This window comes from Acrocarpospora corrugata (genome assembly GCF_009687845.1).
GTDB lineage: Bacteria > Actinomycetota > Actinomycetes > Streptosporangiales > Streptosporangiaceae > Acrocarpospora > Acrocarpospora corrugata.
In genome coordinates this window covers 116,431-137,059 of the sequence record NZ_BLAD01000053.1, presented here as the reverse complement: position 1 = coordinate 137,059, position 20,629 = coordinate 116,431, and the positions used below count along the sequence as shown (strand labels likewise).

The window sequence follows — 20,629 nt, the reverse complement described above, 5'->3', positions numbered from 1 at the left end:
GCGCCAGTTCGGGGGCGTAGGTGTCCTTGAGCTGGGCGGCCCGGCCGGCTGGCGCCGCCCTGCACCTGATCCGCCGCTACAGCGAGGGATCAAAGCCCTCAGGCCGGGGTCGGTTCCGGGGTGAGGAATGCTCCGTCCTTGAGTTCGAGCACCCGGTCCGCCAGGGAGATCAGGCTCGGGTCGTGGGTGGCGACCAGGGCGGTGACGTTTTCGCTGCGGACGACCGCGCGGATGAGTTGCATGATCTGGCGGGCGGTCTGCGAGTCCAGCTGCCCGGTCGGCTCGTCGGCGATGAGTAGTTTGGGCCGGTTGGCGAGTGATCGCGCGATGGCCACCCGCTGCTGCTGCCCGCCCGACAGCTCGTACGGCCGCTGATTGGCGTGCTGCTCCAACCCCACCAGCGACAGCAGCAACTCGATCCGCTGCTCCCGCTCAGCCGGCGCCAGCCGCGCCAGCCGCATCGGAACCCCGACATTCTCCGCCGCGGTCAGCACCGGAATGAGCCCGAACGACTGGAAAACGAACCCCACCACATCACGCCGCAGGTCGAGCAGCTCCTGCTCGGGCAGCTCGGTGACCGACTTCCCGTCCACGGTCACGCTCCCGCTCGACGGCCGGTCCAGCCCGCCGACCAGGTTGAGCAGGGTGGTCTTGCCGGACCCTGACCGCCCCCGGATGGCGACCAGCTCGCCGGGGTGGGCCTGGAAGGTGACCCCGCGCAGGGCGACCACGTCGCGCGGGTAGACCTTCCGCAGGTCCCGTACCGATACCAGAGGCTCAGTCATTGTTCTCTTCCCCGGGGGTCGCCGGCCAGACGCCGATGTGGTCGCGTTCGAGTTCCAGCCGGACCCGGCGTTCCATGTCGAGCGCGTTGGTGAAGTCGCGGGGGAGCTGGAGCCGCCCGACCCGGTCGAGCACCGCGTACTCCTCGGCGATGACGTCGCCGTCGACGGAGGTGCGGCGGAGCGTCTCGGAGGAGGTCCGGCCGTCGCGGATGCCGACGGTGCGGTCGACCTGCTCGGAGACCGTCGGGTCGTGGGTGACGATCACGGCGGTCACGCCGAGTTCGCGGTTGGCACGGCGGAGCGCCCCGAAGACCTCTTCCGAGGTGTCGCTGTCGAGTTCGCCGGTCGGCTCGTCAGCCAGGATGACCTCGGGCTGGTTGGCGAGCGCGACCGCGATGGCGATCCGCTGCTGCTGGCCGCCGGAGAGCTCGCCGGGCCGCCGGCCGGCGCAGTCGGCGACGCCGAGCAGTTCGAGCAGCTCGGCGGCGCGGCGGCGGGCGTCCCGCTTGTTTCCGGCCAGCTGCATCGGCAACAGCACGTTCTCGTGCCCGGTCAGGTACGGCAACAGGTTCCGCGCCGTCTGCTGCCAGATGAACCCGACCACCGAGCGCCGGTATCTGAGCCGGTCCCGCGAGGTCATGGACAGCAGGTCCATCCCGGCCACCTTGGCCAGCCCTGCGGTCGGCACGTCGAGCCCGGACAGCACGTTGAGCAGCGTCGACTTGCCCGATCCTGACGCGCCGACGATGGCGATCAGCTCGCCCTTCTCGATCAGCAGGTCGAGGCCCTGCAACGCGACGACTTCGACGCCCTCGGTCTTGAAGATGCGGACGAGGTTGTCGCAGAGAATATGGGCGTGCTCCCCGAAGGCCGGCCGATTCCGTACGGCCTGCGCCTCCAAATCCGACAGTGTGGTCATGAGGATTCCCCCACTCGAAGGGCGGTGGCGACGCGGCGGCCGGTGCTGGCGTGCCCGAACGCGCCGAGGATGGAGACGGCGGCGAGCCCGGCCGCCAGCAGGATTGGCGTGGTGAAGGTCAGCGGGAACTCGGTCACGGCGATCCCGGCGTAGGCGGACAGGTCCAGGCCGGGGCCGAGCGCGGCGGGCAGGACCAGGCCGAGCGCGAGCCCGGCCAGCGAGGTGAGCACGATCAGCGGCGCCACTTCCAGCACGGTCAGCAGCCGGGCCTGCCGCTGCGACAGCCCCAGCGTTCGCAGGAACGACAGCGAACGGGCCCGCTCGGCGGCGCCGATGACCAGGGCGATGATGACGGCGATCAGCGCGTATCCGGCCAGGGCCACGGTCACGATGGTGAAGGCGGCGGTGATCGTCTGGCTCAGCGGCGAGCTGGCGATCCGGGTGTTGGCGGCGTCGAAGGTCTCCACGACGGCGTCGGTCAGGCCGACCGTGCGCTTCAGCACGTCGTAGTCCACGTTCCCGCCGATGAGCAGCACATTGGTGAATGTCCGCAGTCCGGCGAGCTTGGGCCCCTCGTACGGCATGACGATCAGGTTGTTGCTCTCGAACGCCAGCCCCGGCAGCGTCTCGATCGACCCGACGTTGTTGATCTGCATCCGGTTGTACCAGCCGATCTCGAACGACGGGTACGCCGCCAAATTCGCCGACACCAGCGCCGGAATCCCGTCCCCCACCGGCGGCTCGGGCACCTCCAGCGGGCTCCCCGCGACCAGCTTCCGGTAGGCGGCCAGGTCCATGGCCAGCGCGGTAGACACCCCGCCGCCGGTCGCGACCTGCACGGTTCCCTTGGCGACCGGCAGCACCGAGGTCACCCCGGGCAGCGCCCGTACCTTCGCCACCACGTCCTCGGGGATCTCGGCGGCGCGCTCCACCCGGGCGGGCGCGCCGACGGCCTGCCAGGCCGCGGTCCGCTGGGTTTCGAAGATCGCCCCGGATACCAGCGCGCCGAACACCGACACGGCCAGCGCGGGCAGCAGGATCAGCACCGGCAGCGAGGTCGCCCCTCGGGACCGGGCGGCCAGAGTCAGCCCGAGGAAGGGCACCGCCCCGCGCCGCCGGTTGGCCAGCCGGACGATCAGGCGGAGCGGGAACGGGTAGCAGCGCAGCGTGATCAGCGCCGCGGCCAGGGTGAGCGCGGCCGGGACGGCCAGCAGGAACGGGTCGGCGCCGAGCTCGGTCACGTCGGTGGCCAGGCCGCGGGTGCGCAGCAGGTAGGCGCCGCCGAGGGCGAGCGCGACCACCAGCAGTTCCAGCGCGATCCGGCGCGGCGACGACTTGGGCGCGACCAGGTCCTCCCGGGTGTCGCGCAATGGCTTGCGGTGCGTCAGCGCGAGCCGTACGGCGGCGAACGCGATGGTGGCCGCCACCAGGATCAGCGGGGAGACGTGGACGACCGGCGTGATCGGCCCAGGCACCAGGTAGGACGCCGCATACCCGGCCAGCGCGGCCGGCACCACGATCAGCACCGTGGTCCTGGTGCCCGCGCCCGCGACCTGGGCCAGCGAGGCCCCGCGCGCCCGCGCCAGGCCGAGCCCGGCGCGCGTCCGCTCGGTCAGCAGCTGCACGGCCAGCGCGATGACGCCGAACGCGACCACCACCAGGCCGCCCAGGATGAGGAACATCAGCGTCTGCGCGGTCCGCAGGTCGTTCAGGAATTTGGTGAGCAGCGGATCGAGCCCGGTGAACAGCTCGAACCTGGCGGCGGGGATCTGCGCGATCCCGGTGTCGTTGCGCTCGCCCTGCTGCTCCACCAGCTGGCGGTAGTCGAGGATGTCCTGGATCACCTGGGGGGCGTTCCTGGCGGTGATCTTGGTCGGTTCGACCGGGAGGACCCAGGAGTAGTGCAGCTCCCGCCGCGAGTCCAGCACCGGCAGGTCCACGGCCGGGATCACCCCGACGCCCAGCACGTCCGGCTCGTCGGCCTCCGGGACGGGCCGCGTGGTGACCCGCTTGACCTCCAGGTTGTGATCCCAGAACCGGTCGGTCGGGTCGACCGCCTCGAACAGGCCGACCACCCGGGCGGCGATGGTGTAGCTGTTGCCGAGCAGCACGGTGCTGCCGACCGGCAGGCTCATCCGTTCGGCGGTCTCTTCGACCAGGCCGACCTCGAACAGGGTGAGGTCTTTCAGGTCAGGGTCGCCGGGCACGCTCGGCAGCGTCGTCGCGGGTCCGGGCGCGCGGCCCTCCACGTACCGGATCTTCTTCTCGATGCCGGCCACCCAGGCCAGGTCCAGGTACTGCTGGGGGAGCGGCCGCGAGCCGATCCGCCCGGAGACGGGGGTGCCGTAGGTCTTGGCGGACTGGTGGCTGCTGCCGCCCTGGATGACCGCGGAGGCCAGCGTGGGCGGCAGCACCTTCCGCCATTCGGTGTCCAGGCGGGTGAACTCGCTCTGATCGTTGAGCTCGTCCTCGGAGAAGTTGGGCCGCAGCCCGACCAGCAGGTCGGACTGCTGCCGGGCGACGTCGCCGAGCGCGCCGACCAGGGCGCGGTCGTAGGCCGCCTCGAAGCCGCGCGGCAGCCCCGCCACCAGCAGCGACGCGGTGAGGGCGAGCAGCGCGAGCACGGCCGCCGCGCCCCGGTGCACGCGGACCAGCTGCCAGGCGTTCATTCAGTCCTCCCCGATGCGCAGCGCGCGGCCGAGTCCCTGGCGGCGCAGTGTGCGGGCGAGCCCGCCGACCACCGCGAACAGCACCACGGCCACGGCCGCGAGCAGGGCGATCGTCGCGCCCCATGGAATGTCCAGCAGCACGCCCGGCGTGACCGAGGTGGCCTGCCCGGTCAGCACGATGTGCGGCACCACCAGGGTGGCCACGACCGCCGCGAGCACGGTCCCGCCGAGCAGTGAGAGGCCGATGATGAACGCCTGCTCGACCGCGAGCAGCCCGAACACCTGCCGGAAGCTCACCCCGAGCGCGCGCAGCAGCACGAACTCGGCCATCCGTTCCCGGGCCGCCACGGCCGCGTTGACCATGAACCCGAGCACCGCGAAGACCAGCGCCGCCCCGAACCCGAGGATCAGCGCCCCCTGCAGCCCGCTGGCCAGCGGGTCGTCCCGCAGCTGCCGGGCCAGCGCGGCCCGGTCCACCACGGTCTGATCCCATTCGGGGTGCGCGGTCAGTTCGGCCGCGGCCCGCCCGTCCGGGGTGGCCAGCCACCATTCGCCGGCCAGGTGCGGGGAGCGCGCCGTGGTCAGGTCCCGCGCCTGCAAGGTCTCCAGGTCGGCCAGTACGGCCGGGGTGTTGCCGCCCGTCCCCGGCATCGCGGCCACGATCCCGACCGGCATGACCGGCGTGTCCTGCCCGTCGATGGACAGCTGTGAGGCGCGCCCCACGGCCAGCTTCGCCGAGGCGGCCAGGTCGGCGGTGACCACGACCGGCAGCATCGGCGTTTCCGGCAGGCCCGGCAGGACCGCCACCAATCCGGGGCCCTGCGGGTCGGGGAACTCCTCCGCGCCGGCCCGCGGCACCTGGAGGGTGAGCAGCCCGCCGGAGATCGCCTCCGGCGGCGCCAGGAGGCCGCCGCCCCGGCCGCTTGCCCGGATGATGGCCGTCCAGTCGTCGGGCGCGGTGAGCGCCTGCCCGTCGGCGAGCACGCTGCCGACGCGCATCGAGAACGCCGACCCGATCCGCGGCACCGGCACGTCCAGCAGGATCCCGGTCAGGCTCAGCGGGTACGCGATCGAGCCCGCCTGCCCCGCGGCCGCGGCCAGGTCGACGGTGAGCACGTGGTCGGCGCCGTCGGGGACCAGCACACCGGCCCTGGCCTCGTAGCGGGCGCCGAGCGCGTCCCGCAGCACCAGCCGCGGGACCATGTTCAGGTAGGAGTCGGCCACCTCGGGTTTGCCGAGTGTGACGCTGACGGTCATCGCGAGCGCCTTCGGCGTTCCGGGGATCTCCACCGCCGGGAACTCGGGTCGCTCGCCGGACAGGTCCCGGCCGAGCGTGGCCACCGAATCCTCGGCCAGGTCGTCCCTGAGCGTCATCAGCCGGTCCAGCTTGGTCGCGTCGACCGCCAGGAAGGCGGCGTCCACGATCCCCAGCTTGATCGAGCCCCGGTAGACCGGGCTGACCGCGGTCACCCCCGGCAGCTTCGCGTAGGTGCCCCCCCGGCCGAACACGCCCAGTTCGGGTCCAGCGACAGGACCCGCCACCCTGAGGTCGGCGGCGGCGATGTGGTTGGCCTGGTCCAGCTGCGAGTTGCGCCAGGTCGCCGCGGTCGCGATGGACACCACGCCGATCGCGATGGCCATGGTCAGCAGCAGCACCGGCCCCGAGTAGCGCAGCGGCCGGCGGCTCACCTGCCAGGCCCCCAGCGCCGGAGCCAGCGACCGCCGCTGGCTGGTGATCCGCTCGGCCGCCTTGGCCACGATCGGCACCAGGCGCAGCCCCAGCATGCCGCCGCACAGCAGCGCCAGCGCCGGCCCCATCACGATCAGCGGATCGATCCCGAGCCCGCCCCCGGCCGTCGAGGTCACCGGCGCGCCGTAGTGCTGCAACTGCCACACCGCGAGCGCCGCCACCACCAGCAGCACCAGGTCCGCGCCGGCCCGCTGGATCAGCCCCTGCCGCTCGCCCCGGCCGCGCGAGGACTGCTCCTCCACATAGGTACGGCGTGCGCCCCGCACCGCCGGCAGCGCCAGCAGGATCGCGCAGGCGACGGCCACCCCGGCCGAGATCAGGAACGTGGACAGGTCGGGCGTGGGCGTGAGCCGTACCCCCGAGGCCCGGAACCAGGGAATGGAACTGACCAGCTGCAGCAGCGGCGGGGCCAGGAACGGCGCGACGATCGCGCACGGCACCGCCACCAGCAGCGACTCCGCGCCCGCGAGCAGGCCGAGCCGGACGCTGCCCGCGCCGCGCGAGCGCAGCAGCGCCACCTCCATCCTGCGGTGGTCGGCGAGCAGGCGCGCGGTCAGCATCAGCGCGTACGCGGCCAGCAGGAGCAGCTGGAGCACCGGGACCAGCATGGTCGAGCGGGCCACCAGGGCGGCCTGGTCGAGCTGGCCGAGCATGTCAGGCAGGCGGCTGTAGGCCGTGCAGGCGGAACAGTCCGCTTTGAGGCGGTCGCCGAGCCCGGCCACCCGGTCCGCGAACGGCCGCAACTCCTCGCGCGGCAGATCCCGCAGATCCGGTACGGCCAGCCAGGTCGCCGTGACATTCGTCGCGAACCTGGCCACGAACGTCTCCCTGGGCACCACCAGCGGCCCATAGGTCGTGTAGTTGCCGACCTCCGAACCCCGGCGCAGCACATCGTCCCCGGCCCAGCGCTCGCTGTACGGATCGGCGAGCTGGAAGATCCCCGCCAGTCTGACGTCCACCGGCTTGTCGTCCAGGCGGCCGAAAATCCGGAACTCGCCGCCGACCGACAGGTTCATGGCCTGCGCGGCGGGCTGGGAGAGCACCGCCTCGACCCGGCCGGACGGCTGCTCCTTCGGCCAGGCGCCGCTGATCAGGCGAGCCTGCTGCTCAAGCCCTTCGTAGGCGGCGAAGCGGGTGAGTTCGGGCTGCTCGCGGCTCTCCTGGCCGGGCAGCGCGTACGAGTCCGACCGGATGCTTACGCTGACCTCGGCCGGGATGTCGCCGTAGGTTTCGCCGTACTCGACCCGGATGTTGCGGTCGAGCGTCGGGAAGCTGCTGCCGTCCACCGGCGCGCTGACCCGGGCCGACACGGTCTCCAGCGGCGCGGTCTCCATGGCCCGCCGGACTCCGACTTCGGCGACCGTCACCGCGTACATGGTCAGCGCGACCAGCGCGGTGGTGGCGAGCAGGATGGAGCCGAAGGCGGCCACCAGCAGCAGCGGTTCGCTGACCGCGCGCCGCAGGACCAGCGGTGTTCGCCCCCGCATCAACGACCCCCAAGCTTTTCGCCCCGATGTCCGGTATTTGGCTCACCTTAGGGGATTGCGGGCGCTTGACCATGGGTCAGAGAGATCGGTGATCCAGCCGATACGCTGCGGCGATGCACATGTGATATCGAAAACGTGACAATTTCCCTCTTGAGATCACATGGCGATGCGGATACAGGCCCGCAAGATCATTTGGCCTGGTCCACTGTGAGGATTTTCTGCGGCGTCAGTGGACCTGTCCAGACCCGCGCGGGACGGGTTTGATGGATCACTCCTCGCCGGAGAACTTCTCCCACGCGGACTGCCGGGACGTGCCGAGCGCGGCTCCGATCCTGGCCCAGGTGACCCCGCGGTCGCGGAGCCGCTCGACCCAGACCTTGAGGTTCGCGTCCACCTGCGTGCCGACCGCCGCGACCCTGGGCAGGAAGTCGAGAATCTCCTGGTCCGACATGGCCTCCGTCCACGGCACCTCGGGAAGCTTGGTCTGTTCGGCGATCGTGCCCAATATCTCCGAGCAGAGCCGGACGCATTCATTGCAGATGTAGACGCCGGCGCCGGCGATCAGCCTGTCGACCTCGCTCTTGGATTTGGTGCAGAACGAGCAGCGAAGGTCCTGCTCAGCCAGGGTGGGGGCGGGCATGCGGACTCCTTGTGCGATCGATGTTGTGCTGGCCCCACCATACTGCCTTGTCAGGGTTGCCCTGACAAGACATCCGGGCATGCAAAAACGCCGTCTCCCCGCGGGGAGACGGCGTTTCCGGTGTGGCTACTTGGCTGCCTGGAGGGCGGCCACGCGCTTGGCGATGGCCGACTTGCGGTTGGCGGCCTGGTTCTTGTGGATGACGCCCTTGCTGGCCGCCTTGTCCAGCTGACGGCTGGCGGCGCGCAGAGCGATCAGGGTCGCCTCGGTGTCGCCCTGGTCGGCGGTCTCGCGGAACTTGCGGACCGCGGTCTTGAGGGAGGACTTGACTGCCTTGTTCCGCAGCCGGGCCTTCTCGTTCTGCTTGTTGCGCTTGATCTGGGACTTGATGTTCGCCACGAAGGAAGCCTCGATGTGAAGTCTAGGTCGGATGGTCGCGCACGGCTCGTTGAGAGGGCGCGCCACACGCAGTTGGACAGGATACCAACAGCCCTGGCGGGCACTCAAATCAAGAGCGTGGGGCGGGGCACCTGCCCGGCCCATTCTAGCGTGAAGTCATCTCCGTTCCGGCCATACCCGCGGATCGCACCCAGGCTTGTTCGTATTCGCGCCAGTCCTCGTCGGTGGCGGCGAAGTCGACATACAGGGCGAGGCCGGTGTTGGGGCGGGGGCCGTGGTCGGTGAGCGCCAGGCGGGTGCCCTCGGCGGCCATCCGCACGCTCTCGGCGTAGTCGCTGAGGCCGACCATGTGGTCGTGGTAGGCGGGCGCGCCGATCAGCAGGTCGGTGGTGTCGGGGATGACCTCCAGGGCCATCGCGGCCTGGCGGGCGACATATCCGCCGTACAGGGATTGCAGGGGTGTCCAGGAGTCGTACGTCATGATGGCGACCTGGTCGGTGAGTTCGGCCATCTGGCGGAAGTAGCCGGGGGACCAGTACTTGGGGTGGCCGCCGATCGTGCGGAAGAGGAATTTGGCGCCGGTGACCGGTTCGATCTGCTGGGTGGCGACCGAGAGCACGCGGGCGCCGATCGCCTGGCGGGTTTCGCGCATCAGGGCCAGGTAGTCGGGGTCGCCGTCGGGGACCGGTTCGAAGTCGTAGTGGATGCCGTCGAAACCGAGGTCCACCAGGGCTTTCGCGCCGGCGACCACGCGGGCCCTGGTGGCCGGGTCGGCCAGGTCGAGGTGGCCTTCGTCGTCCGGGTTGACGGTCTGGCCGAGCCAGGCGGAGAGCCGTACCCCGGGCAGGCGGGCTTTCCACCAGGTGAGGAGGTTGGCCGCGTTCGGGTATTTCGCGGTGGGCAACGTGCCGTCCGCGTCGAGGGGGCCGCTGTGTACGTACACGTCCTTCATGGCGCCGAGCCGGGCGGCCAGGGTGTTGACGTCGGCGGCCGTGCGGCGGCCGTCCACCCAGGCGTGGCCGAGCCAGAGCGCGTCGTTTCCAGTGGACTTGGCCCATGGTGCCGGAGTTCCCGCGTAGTCCAGGCGCAGGACCGTGGCGATGATCAGCGCGAGCAGCACGGGCACCGCCGCGATGATCGCGAGCCACTTCAGGACGCGCCGGGTGGTCAAGGAAGGCATCCGGACATGCCACCATGGAGGGTGGCTGCTATGCCAGCCGCCGATCACCTCAGACCCTGTTGAAACGGACTTCGGTGCGCACTCAGACTGGCCAGACCGACCCTTCGCTGATCCGCAACTTCTGCATCATCGCGCATATCGACCACGGCAAGTCAACCCTGGCCGATCGCATGCTGCAGATCACCGGCGTGGTCGACGACCGGTCCATGCGCGCGCAGTACCTGGACCGGATGGACATCGAGCGTGAGCGCGGCATCACGATCAAGTCGCAGGCCGTGCGGCTGCCCTGGAACGGGCACGTGCTCAACATGATCGACACGCCGGGGCACGTGGACTTCTCCTATGAGGTGTCCCGGTCGCTGCAGGCGTGCGAGGGCGCGATCCTGCTGGTCGACGCGGCGCAGGGGATCGAGGCGCAGACGCTGGCCAACCTCTACATGGCCATGAACGTCAACCTGCACATCATCCCGGTGCTGAACAAGATCGACCTGCCCGCGGCGCAGCCGGACAAATACGCCGAGGAGATCGCGCACCTGATCGGCTGCGAGCCGTCGGACGTGCTGCGCGTCTCCGGCAAGACCGGAATCGGCGTGCGCGAGCTGCTCGACCACGTGGTGGACACCGTGCCGCCGCCGGTCGGCGACGCGGACGCGCCGGCCCGGGCGCTGATCTTCGACTCGGTGTACGACACCTACCGCGGCGTGGTCACCTACGTCCGGGTGATCGACGGCCACCTCGGCAAGCGCGAGCGCATCCTGATGATGTCCACGCTGGCCCAGCACGAGACGCTGGAGATCGGCGTCATCTCGCCCGAGCCGAAGATCTCCGACCTCGGGCTCGGCGTCGGCGAGGTGGGCTACCTGATCACCGGCGTGAAGGACGTCCGGCAGTCCCGGGTGGGCGACACGGTCACCGCCGCCGCCAAGCCCGCCGACGCGGCGCTGAGCGGTTACGACCACCCCAAGCCGATGGTGTACTCCGGGCTCTACCCGATCGACGGGGACGACTTCCCCGAACTCCGCGAGGCGCTCGACAAGCTCAGGCTGAACGACGCGGCGCTGGTCTACGAGCCGGAGAGCTCGGCCGCGCTCGGGTTCGGCTTCCGCTGCGGCTTCCTCGGGCTGCTGCACATGGAGATCGTGCGGGAGCGGCTGGAGCGCGAGTTCAACCTGGCGCTGATCTCGACCGCGCCGAACGTGATCTACCGGGTGGTGCTGGAGGACGGCCGCGAGATCATCGTGACCAACCCGTCCGAATTCCCCGAAGGCAAGATCGCGGAGATCCACGAGCCGGTGGTCAAGGCCACCCTGCTGGCCCCCTCCGAGTACATCGGCGCGATCATGGAGCTCTGCCAGGGGCGGCGCGGGGCGCTGCAGGGCATGGACTACCTGTCCGAGGACCGGGTCGAGATCCGCTACACGCTGCCGCTCGGCGAGATCATCTTCGACTTCTTCGACCAGCTCAAGTCCAAGACGCGGGGGTACGCGTCGCTCGACTACGAGCCCCTGGAGGAGCAGGACGCGGACCTGGTCAAGGTGGACATCCTTCTGCAGGGCGAGGCGGTGGACGCGTTCAGCGCGATCGTGCACCGGGACAAGGCCTACGCCTACGGCGTCGAGATGGCCAAGAAGCTGAAGGACCTGATCCCGCGGCAGCAGTTCGAGGTGCCGATCCAGGCCGCCATCGGCGCGCGGGTGATCGCGCGCGAGAACATCCGGGCGATCCGCAAGGACGTGCTCGCCAAGTGCTACGGCGGTGACATCAGCCGTAAGCGCAAGCTGCTGGAGAAGCAGAAGGAGGGCAAGAAGCGGATGAAGATGGTGGGACGGGTGGAAGTCCCGCAGGAAGCCTTCGTCGCCGCGCTGTCCACCGGTGAGTCGGCGGAGAAGCCGAAGAAGTAGCCGTTTATCGGGCGTAGCGCCGGACGGTGAGGGCCGCGCCGCAGAGCAGCAGGCCCTGCGCGGTGCGTACGTCGATGCCGGTGAGGTCGCGGACCCTGGTCAGCCGGTTGTCGATGGTGTTGGCGTGCACGCCCAGGTCGGCGGCCGTGCGGCGGCGGTCGAAGTCGCAGGCCAGGTAGCGGGTGAGGGTCTCCAGGAGCTGGTCGTCGAGGGGGGCCAGCAGGGCGGTCAGCTCGTCGGCGCTGTCGCCCGGGGTGCTCAGGTGGTAGTCGAGGAGCAGGTCGCGGAGGCCGTACACGCCGGTGGGGAGGGTGTCGGACTCGGCGATCGCGGCGACCCGGGCGGACTGGGTGGCGGCGGGCTGGATCCGGTCGAGGGTGGAGGCAGTTGCTACGCCCAGCCGTACGGGGGAGGCGAGGGACGCTTCCAGGCGTGTGGCCAGGTGGGCGAGGGCGCGGTCGGCGGCCGGCAGGACCGGGATCAGGGCGTGGCCGCCGTCTCCGTCCAGCAGGGTCAGCACGGGGTGGCCCGCGAGGGCGTCGAACTCGCGCTGGACGTTGCGCATCGTGCGCCGGGCCAGGATGGCTTGGCCGGTGACGACGGCCCGGGTGCCTTCCGCGGGTGTTTTGTCGGCTGATATGCGGATGGCGATGACATGGTAGGGCGGCTTCAGTTCGACGCCGTGGCGGGCGGCCTCCTCGTACTGGCCGGATAACAGGGCGCGGGCGACCGTACGAAGGGTCTCCCGGCGTTCGGTCGTGCGCGCGGACTGCTCGGCCAGGTACGCCTCGGTGATCGTGGCCGTCAGGGTCTCCAGCGTGGTCAGCTGCAGGGTGACCAGGTAGCGCAGCGCCTCTTCCTCGCCGGGTCTGGTCGCGGCGCAGAGGGCCTCCCAGATCACCCGGTAGCCGATGTAGTAGGCCGTCAGCAGGTCTCTGAGTTGTACGCCTTCGTCCACCCGCTGGGCGGTCCTGTCCCGGAATAGCTGCATGTCAGTGCCGGTAAGCTGATGTCCTTGGGCCAGGGCGAGGAACAGCCTGATGCCGTGCCGCGCGGTGGCGGCGATCTCCACGTCGCGCATGTCGGCGGGCAGGTCGCGGAGCGCGGCGTGCTGGTCGGCCACGATCCGGCGGGCGATCTGGTTCGCCTGGGGAAGGCAGCGCGCGGCGATCAGGGCCGCGGTCGCGCGGATCTCGTCCACTCCTCATTGTGACATGTCACAACATCGGGATGAGCTGGCTGGGATGAGCGCAGATTGCCTGGCCAGCCGGGCAGGAGAAGAGTTGATCCCGCATTCTGGGACCGGCTCGTGATCTCCAGAGGGGGCACGATCTTCCATGTCTGAAACGGTGTTCGCTTACGCGGAACGCGCCTGGCAGGGCGACTTGGACGGAGGCTCGTTCGGCGGCTCCCACGGCGGGGAAGTCTGGGATGTCGCGAATGGGGTCGGCTGGTACCCCGCGTTCGGGAACTCGATCACCTTCGAGGCCGGCGACGACCTCGTCATGTTCGACACCGGCTCGCCGGACGGGGCCGCGGAGCTGTTCCGGGCGGTACGCGCCTGGACGCCCAACCCGCTGAGCACCGCGTTCTACTCGCACGGCCACATCGACCACGTCTTCGGGATGGAACCGTTCGACGACGAGGCCGCCGCACTGGGACGGCCACGCCCGATCGTGGTCGCGCACGAGGCGGTGGCCGAGCGATTCGCGCGGTACGCGCTGACCCGTGGCTACAACGGGGTGATCAATCGACGGCAGTTCCAGGCTCCTTCGCTGGAGTGGCCGAAGATCTACCGGCTGCCGGACGTCACCTACCACGAGACGATGACGATCACCCGGGGGGATCTGGCGTTCCGGCTCTTCCACGTGAAGGGCGAGACCGACGACGCGACGATCGCCTACATTCCGCAGCGCAAGGTGCTCTGCATGGGGGACATGTTCCTCTGGGTCACCCCGAACTGCGGCAATCCCCAGAAGGTCCAGCGTTATCCGGCCGAATGGGCGTACGCGCTGCGCCGGATCGCCGGGATCGGCGCCGAGATCATGCTGCCCAGCCACGGCGCGCCCGTCTTCGGCGCCGACCGCATCACCACGGCCCTGCTGGAAACGGCCGAATGGCTGGAAAGCCTGGTCGAACAGACCCTGCAACTACTCAACGAGGGCGCCCGCCTCGACGAGATCATCCACGCCGTGCGGCCCCCCGCCCACCTGGCCGACCGCCCCTACCTCCAGGCCCGCTACGACGAGCCAGAATTCGTGGTCCGCAACCTCTGGCGTCAGTACGGCGGCTGGTACGACGGCAACCCCGCCAACCTCAAACCCGCCCCCGACCTGGTGGTCGCCGAAGCCATCGCCGAACTGGCCGGCGGCCCGCAAACCCTCGCCGACGCCGCCCTCCGCGCCCTGGCCGACGGCGACCTACGCCTGGCCAGCCACCTGGCCGAAATGGCCGCCCTCGCGGACCCCTCCGACGAGGGAATCCACCGCGTCCGCGCCGACGTGTACGGCGCCCGCGCGAAGGCCGAACGCTCCCTGATGGCCCAGGGCGTCTTCACCTGGGCAGCGGCCGAATCCCAGTCCATCATCGACGGCCGAGACCCGGAGACCCGCTCCCCCTTCCGGCGATAGCCGAAGCCGGTCGCCGGAAACTGTCGGTGGGCTCTCGTATCGTGGATTCTCGAACGTGCGTACGATACTGGGGAGGCTGGAGTGATTCCGGATGCGGTGACGGCGGAGCGGTTCATGCGGGCCGCGATGCTGGGTGTGGCGATGGCGGTGGAGGCGCAGCGGATCCTTCGGGTGCACATGAGTGAGCATCCCGGAGGCGAGGCGGCGGTGGACATTCCGTTCCCCGACTCGACGGTGATGGCGGCCGTGCTCGACGCGGCGGCGACGTGCTTCCCGGAGGCGGCCGGGTCACCGGAATCGGCGAGACAGGCGGTGTTACGTCCCTTATTGGAACTTGCGGCTCTCGCGGACGGGCCCTGACCTGGCGTCGAGGGGAGCGGGGTAGCGTCGTCATATGCGCATACTCTCCGTGAACGTGGGCCTGCCGGTGGACGCCGAGTGGGCGGGCAATCTCAAGCGGACGGCCATCGACAAACGTCCGGTTGAGGGGCGGGTCCCCGTGCTGGTCAACGGACTCGGCGGGGATCAGCGGGCCGACATGGTCGCGCACGGGTCTCCCGATCAGGCCGTCTATGCGTACGCGCGGGAGGATTATGACTGGTGGGAGCCACAGCTGGGCCGAGAACTGCGGAACGGGCGGTTCGGCGAGAACCTGACCACGTCGGGGGTCGACCTCAGCCGGACCCTGCTCGGCGAGAAATGGCGCGTCGGCACGGCCATCCTTGAGGTGACCGCTCCCCGGATCCCCTGCGTGGTCTTCCGCAACTGGCTCGACGAGCAGGGCTGGATCAAGCGCTTCACCGCAGCCGCCCGCCCCGGCACGTATTTCCGCGTCATCGAACTGGGCGAACTGGGGGTGGGCGACGAGATCGAGATCCTCTCCCGCCCCGACAACAGCGTCACGATCGCCGAAGCCTTCCACGCCTACCACGGCGACCGCGACCTGATGCGCAGAATCCTGTCCTACCCCGGCCACCGCTGGGCCTGGGACCGCGTGGCTGAACGCGTCATCAAGGGCGAAACCCACCGCTAGCGCTGGCGGGCGGCAGGGCTGGACTGATGCCTGGTCCAGCCGGTGGGGAGGACGTAGTGCCAGCCTTCCCGCCATCCGAAAGGCGCGTCGACCAGGTCCTCGATCAAGGCCCCGGTCAGCAGGCAGTCAAACGCCCATTTGTTGGCCGAGTGAGCCCGCCAGCCCGCCAGTTAATTCAGTGGAGGTGGGAGCGGCGCTTGGCTAGAGTCCTCCCTCTTTGCTCGAAACCGCGAAGGGGAAATTTCTCATGAACGACGACGCCCCCAACATGTGGCTCCAAGCCGACATCGTCACCCCGATGGCCATCCGCGTAGCCGCCACACTCCGAATCGCCGACCACATCACCCAGGGCCTCACCACCGCCCCCGCCCTCGCCAAAGCCACCGGCACCCACCCAGACGCCCTGGCCCGCCTCCTCAACCATCTCGTCACCGCCCGCGTCCTTGCCCGCTCCCCGGACCCCCGCCCGGAGGACACCGCCTCTGAGGTGCTTCGCTCTGGGAGCACCGTTTCTGGAGGCACCGGCTCTGTGGGCCCTCGCGAACGGGACAACCGCGATCAGGACCACTACTACCTGACCCTCGGTGGCGAGACCCTTCGTGACGACCACCCCGACGGGCTGCGCACGATGCTGGACACCACCGGCATGATCGGTCGCGCCGACCTCGCCTTCATCCACCTGGAACACAGCATCCGTACCGGAGAGCCGTCCTTCCCCCAGCTCTACGGCCGCTCCTTCTGGGACGACGCCCGCGCGGACCCCACCCGCTGCGCCGAGTACGACACTCAGATGGGTGTGGACGTAGCCGGCGACGCCCCAAACATCGAGGCAGGATTCGACTGGGGCTCGCTCACCCACATCATGGACGTCGGCGGCGGCAACGGCACCCTCCTGACCGCCATCCTCAACGCCCACCCCCACCTCCGCGGCACCGTCTTCGACCAGCCCGACACCGTGGCACACGCCCAGAAAACCCTCACCGCGGCCGGCCTGACCCACCGCGCCGACACCATCGGCGGCAGCTTCTTCGACCCCCTCCCCAAGGGCCCCGACGCCTACCTCCTCTCCGCGATCATCCACGACTGGGACGACCCCTCCGCCACCGCCATCCTCCGCCGCTGCGCCGAAGCCGCCACCCCCCACGCCTCCGTCTTCATCATCGAAAAGATCGGCCCCGACGGCGCCTCCCTCCGCACCGGCATGGACCTCCGCGTCCTCATCTACATGGCCGGCAAAGAACGCACCACCACCCAACTCGCCACCCTCGCCACCACCGCCGGCCTCCACCTAACCGAAACCCACCCCGCAGGCGACCTCTCAATCCTCCGCTTCACCACCACCCAGCCGTAGCCAGCGACAACGAGAGCGGGCATTTCGAGAAGCTGCTGCCTCGGTCCGTCGCACAGGCCGGAGCTCGCTTGACGGCGGGTTGGCTGGTAGACGCGAAGAAACGCCAGCGCCTCCCCGCGTTCATCAACGGGGCGTACCAGCCGAGGTAGGGGTGAATCTTGGTGCGGGCATGCGGCCCAGGTAGACGCGCATCGCGGTGCGCACGCTGTTTAAGCGGGGGCAGCAGCGGTGCGGTGCGGGTATCTTCTCCGCCATTTTTACAGTAACCGAGTGGGCTCTGGAATACATCGGTCTGTGGGTGGATGTTGTGTGACCTGCTTGTTCCTTAATCTGTGGGACCGACCTGGGGTCAGCGTGATGGGGAGAGCAATGCGCAATCTGGAGAACAAAGTCGCCGTCGTCACTGGGGCGGCGAGTGGGATCGGGCGTGGACTGGCCGGGGTATTCGCTGACGCGGGTATGCGTGTGGTGCTGAGTGATGTGGAGGAGGCGGCGCTTCATGCCACGGCGGGGGAGCTGCGGGGCAAGGGGGCGGACGTGTACGCCGTACCGACCGATGTTTCTAGGGCGGAAGATGTCGCCTCGCTCGCTGAGGCGACGATCAAGAGGTATGGCGCCGTGCATGTGCTGTGCAACAACGCGGGGGTTCATACGGGGAGTAGTCCGAGTTGGGAGAGCACGCTCGATGACTGGGCCTGGATCGTCGGGGTGAACCTGATGGGGGTCGCGCACGGGATCCGTAGCTTCCTGCCGATCATGATTGGGCAGGATGAGGAAGCGCACATCGTGAATACGGCGTCTGTCGCCGGTCTGATGACGGGGGGTTCGCTTTACGGTGCGACGAAGTCGGCCGTGGTGGCGTTGTCGGAGACGGTACATATGGAGCTCGTGGATGGGGGGTTCAAGCCGCGGATCTCCGTGCTGTGTCCTGGGCTGGTCGACACGAACATCTTTGTTTCCGGGCGGAACCGGCCGGCCCGGTTCGCTGACGCGGGGCCGGTTCCGAGTGGCTGGTCCACGGATGCCGCCCGGCAGGCGTTCAAGCTGGGCCGGAGCCCGGGGGCCGTCGGCGATCAGGTGCTGGAGGCGATTCGGGAGGAGCGTTTCTACATCCTGACGCACTCTGAATTCGCGGAGCACATCGAGCACCGGACGACGCAGATTCTGAATGGCGACAACCCGACGTCGTTGCTTCCGTCGGCCAGGTGATCAGCATGGCTGAGGGCCGGACGCGACCACGTCCGGCCCTCAGCGGTCAGGCGGTTAGCGGAGGACGGTGTAGAGGGCCTTCGTCAGGGAGGCCTTGTTGTCGTCCTGGTCGATGGACCACATCATGGAGCCGCCGAGGCCCTTGAGGCGGATGTAGGCCGCCTTCTCCAGGAGTACGGCGGGGTCGTCGTAGGACCAGAACTCGTTGCCGTCGTAGAGCCACAGCGTGCCGGTGAGCAGGTCGCGGTGGCGCTTGCCGGGCTTGCTGACCAGGTCCTTGTAGTCCTCGGTGCCCGCTGCCCACTTGCCGGGGGCGGGGCCGGTGGCGGGCTTCCAGAGGCCGTTGCCGCCGGCGGTGACGCCGGTCCAGCCCTGGCCGTACGCGGGGATGCCTACCACGATCTTGCGCTTGGGGGCGCCGCGGGAGAGGTAGTCGCGGACGGTCTGGTCGACGCTGTACTTGACCGGGTTAGGGTCCTTCCGGTCGGTGAACAGGTTGCCGTTGTGGCCGGTCTGGAGTTCCCAGGAGCCGTGCAGGTCGTAGCCCTGGATGGTGGCGAAGTCGAGGTAGCTGAACACCTTCTTGACCTCGAAACCGGAGTCGATCTTCGCGGCGGCGGCCGGGAGGAACGCGGTCAGCTCGTCCTTGCGGTCGTAGGCGTTCATCTGGCGGCGGAGTTCGGCCAGGAACAGGGTGAAGTTCTGCTTGTCCTCGGGGCGGATCACGTTGCCGACGTTGCCGTCGGAGCCCGGCCACTCCCAGTCCAGGTCGATGCCGTCGAATACGCCGGCGCCCGCGCCGGGGGCCGAGCCGGGCAGGTTGCCCTTGAGCCACAGGTCGATGCAGGAGGCGGCCAGCTTCGACCGGCCGGCGGGGGTGAGCACGGCGTCGGAGAAGTAGGCGGAACCGGTCCAGCCGCCCAGCGAGATCAGGACCTTGAGCTTGGGATGCTTGGCCTTCAGCTTCTTGAGCTGGTTCATGTTGCCCTGCAGCACCCCGGTGCCGTCGTCGGCGACGCCGTCGACGCTCTGCTCGGCGGGCACGCCGCGCTGCCAGTCGGCCCACGGGTCGGCCGAGTAGCAGTCGCCCTGCTGGTTGACGAACCCGAACGCGTAGTTGATGTGGGTGAGCTTCGCGGCGGCGCCGCTGGTGTCCACGTCCTTGACGTGGAAGTTGCGACCGTAGATGCCCCACTGGATGAAGTAGGCCACTCGTTTGAACTGGTCATCGTGCGTCTGTGTCTGCGCTTGTGCCGGGGGTGCGAGCGACACCCCGAGAAGACCGGCGACGGCGGCGGCGAGCAGTGGGCGAAGAAGTCTCGTCACAGGTGTCTCCGCTGGTGAAAGGAGAAACTTATAGGAAAGTTTCCTTTAAGTTTCTGGGATCATAGATTCCCCCGCTCCGCGCGTCAATGACTCACGGATCGAGCAGGGAGCCGGGAGCGGCAGACTAGGGGGATGCCTTCCGTGTTGCCCGATGGAGATCCCGTGCCCGAGTCCGGCGAACTGCCGCCCAGCGCGGTCGCCGCCGTCGGCGCGCGGCCCTTCGGGTTCTACGTGCATGTGCCGTTCTGCGTCACCCGCTGTGGATACTGCGACTTCAACACCTATACGGCGACGGAGCTGGGTCCGGGGGCCTCGCGCCAGGACTACGCGGACACCGCCATCGACGAGGTACGGCTGGCGCGCCGGGTGCTGGGATCCGGCGCGTTGCCGGTGGAGACCGTCTTCGTCGGGGGCGGTACGCCGACGCTGCTGGACGCCGGGGACCTTGTCCGGATTCTTCGGGCTATCGACGACGAGTTCGGGCTCGCGCCCGGCGCGGAGGTCAGCACCGAGGCGAACCCGGAATCGGTGGATCCGGCGGCGCTCGCGACGCTGCGGGCGGGCGGGTTCACCCGGATCAGCTTCGGCATGCAGAGCGCCCGCGAGCACGTGCTGAAGATCCTCGATCGGCGGCACACGCCCGGCCGGGCCGTCGAGGCGGTCCGGGAGGCGCGCGAGGCCGGGTTCGAGCACGTCAACCTGGATCTGATCTACAGCACGCCGGGCGAGAGCGACGACGACTGGCGGGCCTCCCTGGACGCCGCGATCGACGCACAGCCCGACCATGTCTCCGCGTATTCGCTGATCGTCGAGGACGGCACGAAGCTGGCCGCGCGCATCAAACGCGGCGAACTGCCCATGCCCGACGACGACGTGGCCGCCGACCGCTACTTGATCGCCGACGAGATGCTGGCCAAGGCCGGGTACGGCTGGTACGAGGTGTCCAACTGGGCGACCTCAGAAGCCGGGCGATGCCGGCACAACCTGCTCTACTGGACCGGCGGCGACTGGTGGGGGATCGGCCCGGGCGCGCACAGCCACGTCGGCGGCACCCGCTGGTGGAACGTCAAACACCCGGCCGCGTACGCCTCCCGCCTGGCCGATCGGAAGTCCCCGGCCCACGCCCGCGAGATCCTCACCGATGCCGACCGCGCGATCGAACGCGTCATGCTGGAACTCCGCCTGATCTCCGGCTTCCCCCTGGACGACTTCGCCCCCGGAGTCCGCCCGGCGGTGGCCCGCGCCCTGGCCGACGGCCTGCTGGACGTCGACGCCTTCAAGACCGGCCACGCCGTGCTCACCCGCAACGGCCGCCTGCTGGCGGACGCGCTCATCCGCGACCTGACCTGA

At 69.5% G+C, this 20,629-nt stretch carries 16 protein-coding genes; 7 read left to right on the top strand and 9 right to left on the bottom strand.

From position 1 onward, the window contains the following. Window positions 1-98: 98 nt before the first annotated feature. From Acor_RS19610 to Acor_RS19580, 7 genes are all read right to left on the bottom strand, one after another. A complete protein-coding gene (locus Acor_RS19610) occupies window positions 99-785 on the bottom strand; it encodes an ABC transporter ATP-binding protein (protein WP_155338137.1) in 687 nt (228 codons plus the stop codon). After that, entirely contained in the window at window positions 778-1,704 is a 927-nt protein-coding gene (locus Acor_RS19605; RefSeq protein WP_155338136.1) for an ABC transporter ATP-binding protein, read from the bottom strand. The genes Acor_RS19610 and Acor_RS19605 overlap by 8 nt, the downstream gene beginning before the upstream one ends. Next, window positions 1,701-4,373 (bottom strand): FtsX-like permease family protein, encoded by a 2,673-nt coding sequence (locus Acor_RS19600; RefSeq protein WP_155338135.1) that lies wholly within the window; start codon window positions 4,371-4,373, stop codon window positions 1,701-1,703. The genes Acor_RS19605 and Acor_RS19600 overlap by 4 nt, the downstream gene beginning before the upstream one ends. Further along, the gene (locus Acor_RS19595; RefSeq protein WP_155338134.1) at window positions 4,374-7,610 is read right to left on the bottom strand and encodes an FtsX-like permease family protein; all 3,237 of its coding nucleotides are present in this window, start codon (window positions 7,608-7,610) and stop codon (window positions 4,374-4,376) included. A 268-nt stretch (window positions 7,611-7,878) separates the two neighbouring features. After that, complete coding sequence (locus Acor_RS46335; protein WP_155338133.1) at window positions 7,879-8,250, bottom strand: ClpX C4-type zinc finger protein; 372 nt, start codon at window positions 8,248-8,250, stop codon at window positions 7,879-7,881. Between the two features lie 126 nt (window positions 8,251-8,376). Continuing rightward, window positions 8,377-8,649 carry a 30S ribosomal protein S20 gene (rpsT, locus tag Acor_RS19585; RefSeq protein WP_155338132.1) on the bottom strand — a complete coding sequence of 91 codons (273 nt, stop codon included), beginning with the start codon at window positions 8,647-8,649 and terminating at the stop codon, window positions 8,377-8,379. Between the two features lie 145 nt (window positions 8,650-8,794). Beyond that, a complete protein-coding gene (locus tag Acor_RS19580; protein ID WP_155338131.1) occupies window positions 8,795-9,829 on the bottom strand; it encodes a glycoside hydrolase family 18 protein in 1,035 nt (344 codons plus the stop codon). Window positions 9,830-9,903: 74 nt separating this feature from the next. Here Acor_RS19580 and lepA point away from each other — a divergent pair, with 74 nt between their 5' ends. Continuing rightward, a complete protein-coding gene (lepA, locus tag Acor_RS19575; RefSeq protein ID WP_246238784.1) occupies window positions 9,904-11,730 on the top strand; it encodes a translation elongation factor 4 in 1,827 nt (608 codons plus the stop codon). Window positions 11,731-11,734: 4 nt separating this feature from the next. On the opposite strand, the gene Acor_RS19570 is transcribed toward lepA, so the two are convergent. Continuing rightward, window positions 11,735-12,931 carry a PucR family transcriptional regulator gene (locus Acor_RS19570; RefSeq protein WP_155338129.1) on the bottom strand — a complete coding sequence of 399 codons (1,197 nt, stop codon included), beginning with the start codon at window positions 12,929-12,931 and terminating at the stop codon, window positions 11,735-11,737. 136 nt (window positions 12,932-13,067) lie between these two features. On the opposite strand from Acor_RS19570, the gene Acor_RS19565 reads away from it, so the two are divergent. The 5 genes from Acor_RS19565 (at window position 13,068) to Acor_RS19545 (ending at window position 17,953) form a co-directional block, all read left to right on the top strand. Then, window positions 13,068-14,360 (top strand): alkyl sulfatase dimerization domain-containing protein, encoded by a 1,293-nt coding sequence (locus Acor_RS19565; RefSeq protein ID WP_155338128.1) that lies wholly within the window; start codon window positions 13,068-13,070, stop codon window positions 14,358-14,360. Between the two features lie 81 nt (window positions 14,361-14,441). Continuing rightward, complete coding sequence (locus tag Acor_RS19560; protein ID WP_155338127.1) at window positions 14,442-14,720, top strand: hypothetical protein; 279 nt, start codon at window positions 14,442-14,444, stop codon at window positions 14,718-14,720. Between the two features lie 34 nt (window positions 14,721-14,754). After that, the gene (locus tag Acor_RS19555; protein WP_155338126.1) at window positions 14,755-15,393 is read left to right on the top strand and encodes an MOSC domain-containing protein; all 639 of its coding nucleotides are present in this window, start codon (window positions 14,755-14,757) and stop codon (window positions 15,391-15,393) included. Between the two features lie 247 nt (window positions 15,394-15,640). Beyond that, the gene (locus tag Acor_RS19550) at window positions 15,641-16,744 is read left to right on the top strand and encodes a methyltransferase (protein ID WP_218034371.1); all 1,104 of its coding nucleotides are present in this window, start codon (window positions 15,641-15,643) and stop codon (window positions 16,742-16,744) included. Window positions 16,745-17,113: 369 nt separating this feature from the next. Beyond that, a complete protein-coding gene (locus Acor_RS19545; RefSeq protein ID WP_170316999.1) occupies window positions 17,114-17,953 on the top strand; it encodes an SDR family NAD(P)-dependent oxidoreductase in 840 nt (279 codons plus the stop codon). Window positions 17,954-18,007: 54 nt separating this feature from the next. Here Acor_RS19545 and Acor_RS19540 read toward each other — a convergent pair whose 3' ends face one another. Then, window positions 18,008-19,279 (bottom strand): glycoside hydrolase family 18 protein, encoded by a 1,272-nt coding sequence (locus Acor_RS19540; protein ID WP_155338124.1) that lies wholly within the window; start codon window positions 19,277-19,279, stop codon window positions 18,008-18,010. A 132-nt stretch (window positions 19,280-19,411) separates the two neighbouring features. Between Acor_RS19540 and hemW the strand changes: the two genes are divergently transcribed. Next, complete coding sequence (hemW, locus tag Acor_RS19535) at window positions 19,412-20,629, top strand: radical SAM family heme chaperone HemW (RefSeq protein ID WP_155338123.1); 1,218 nt, start codon at window positions 19,412-19,414, stop codon at window positions 20,627-20,629.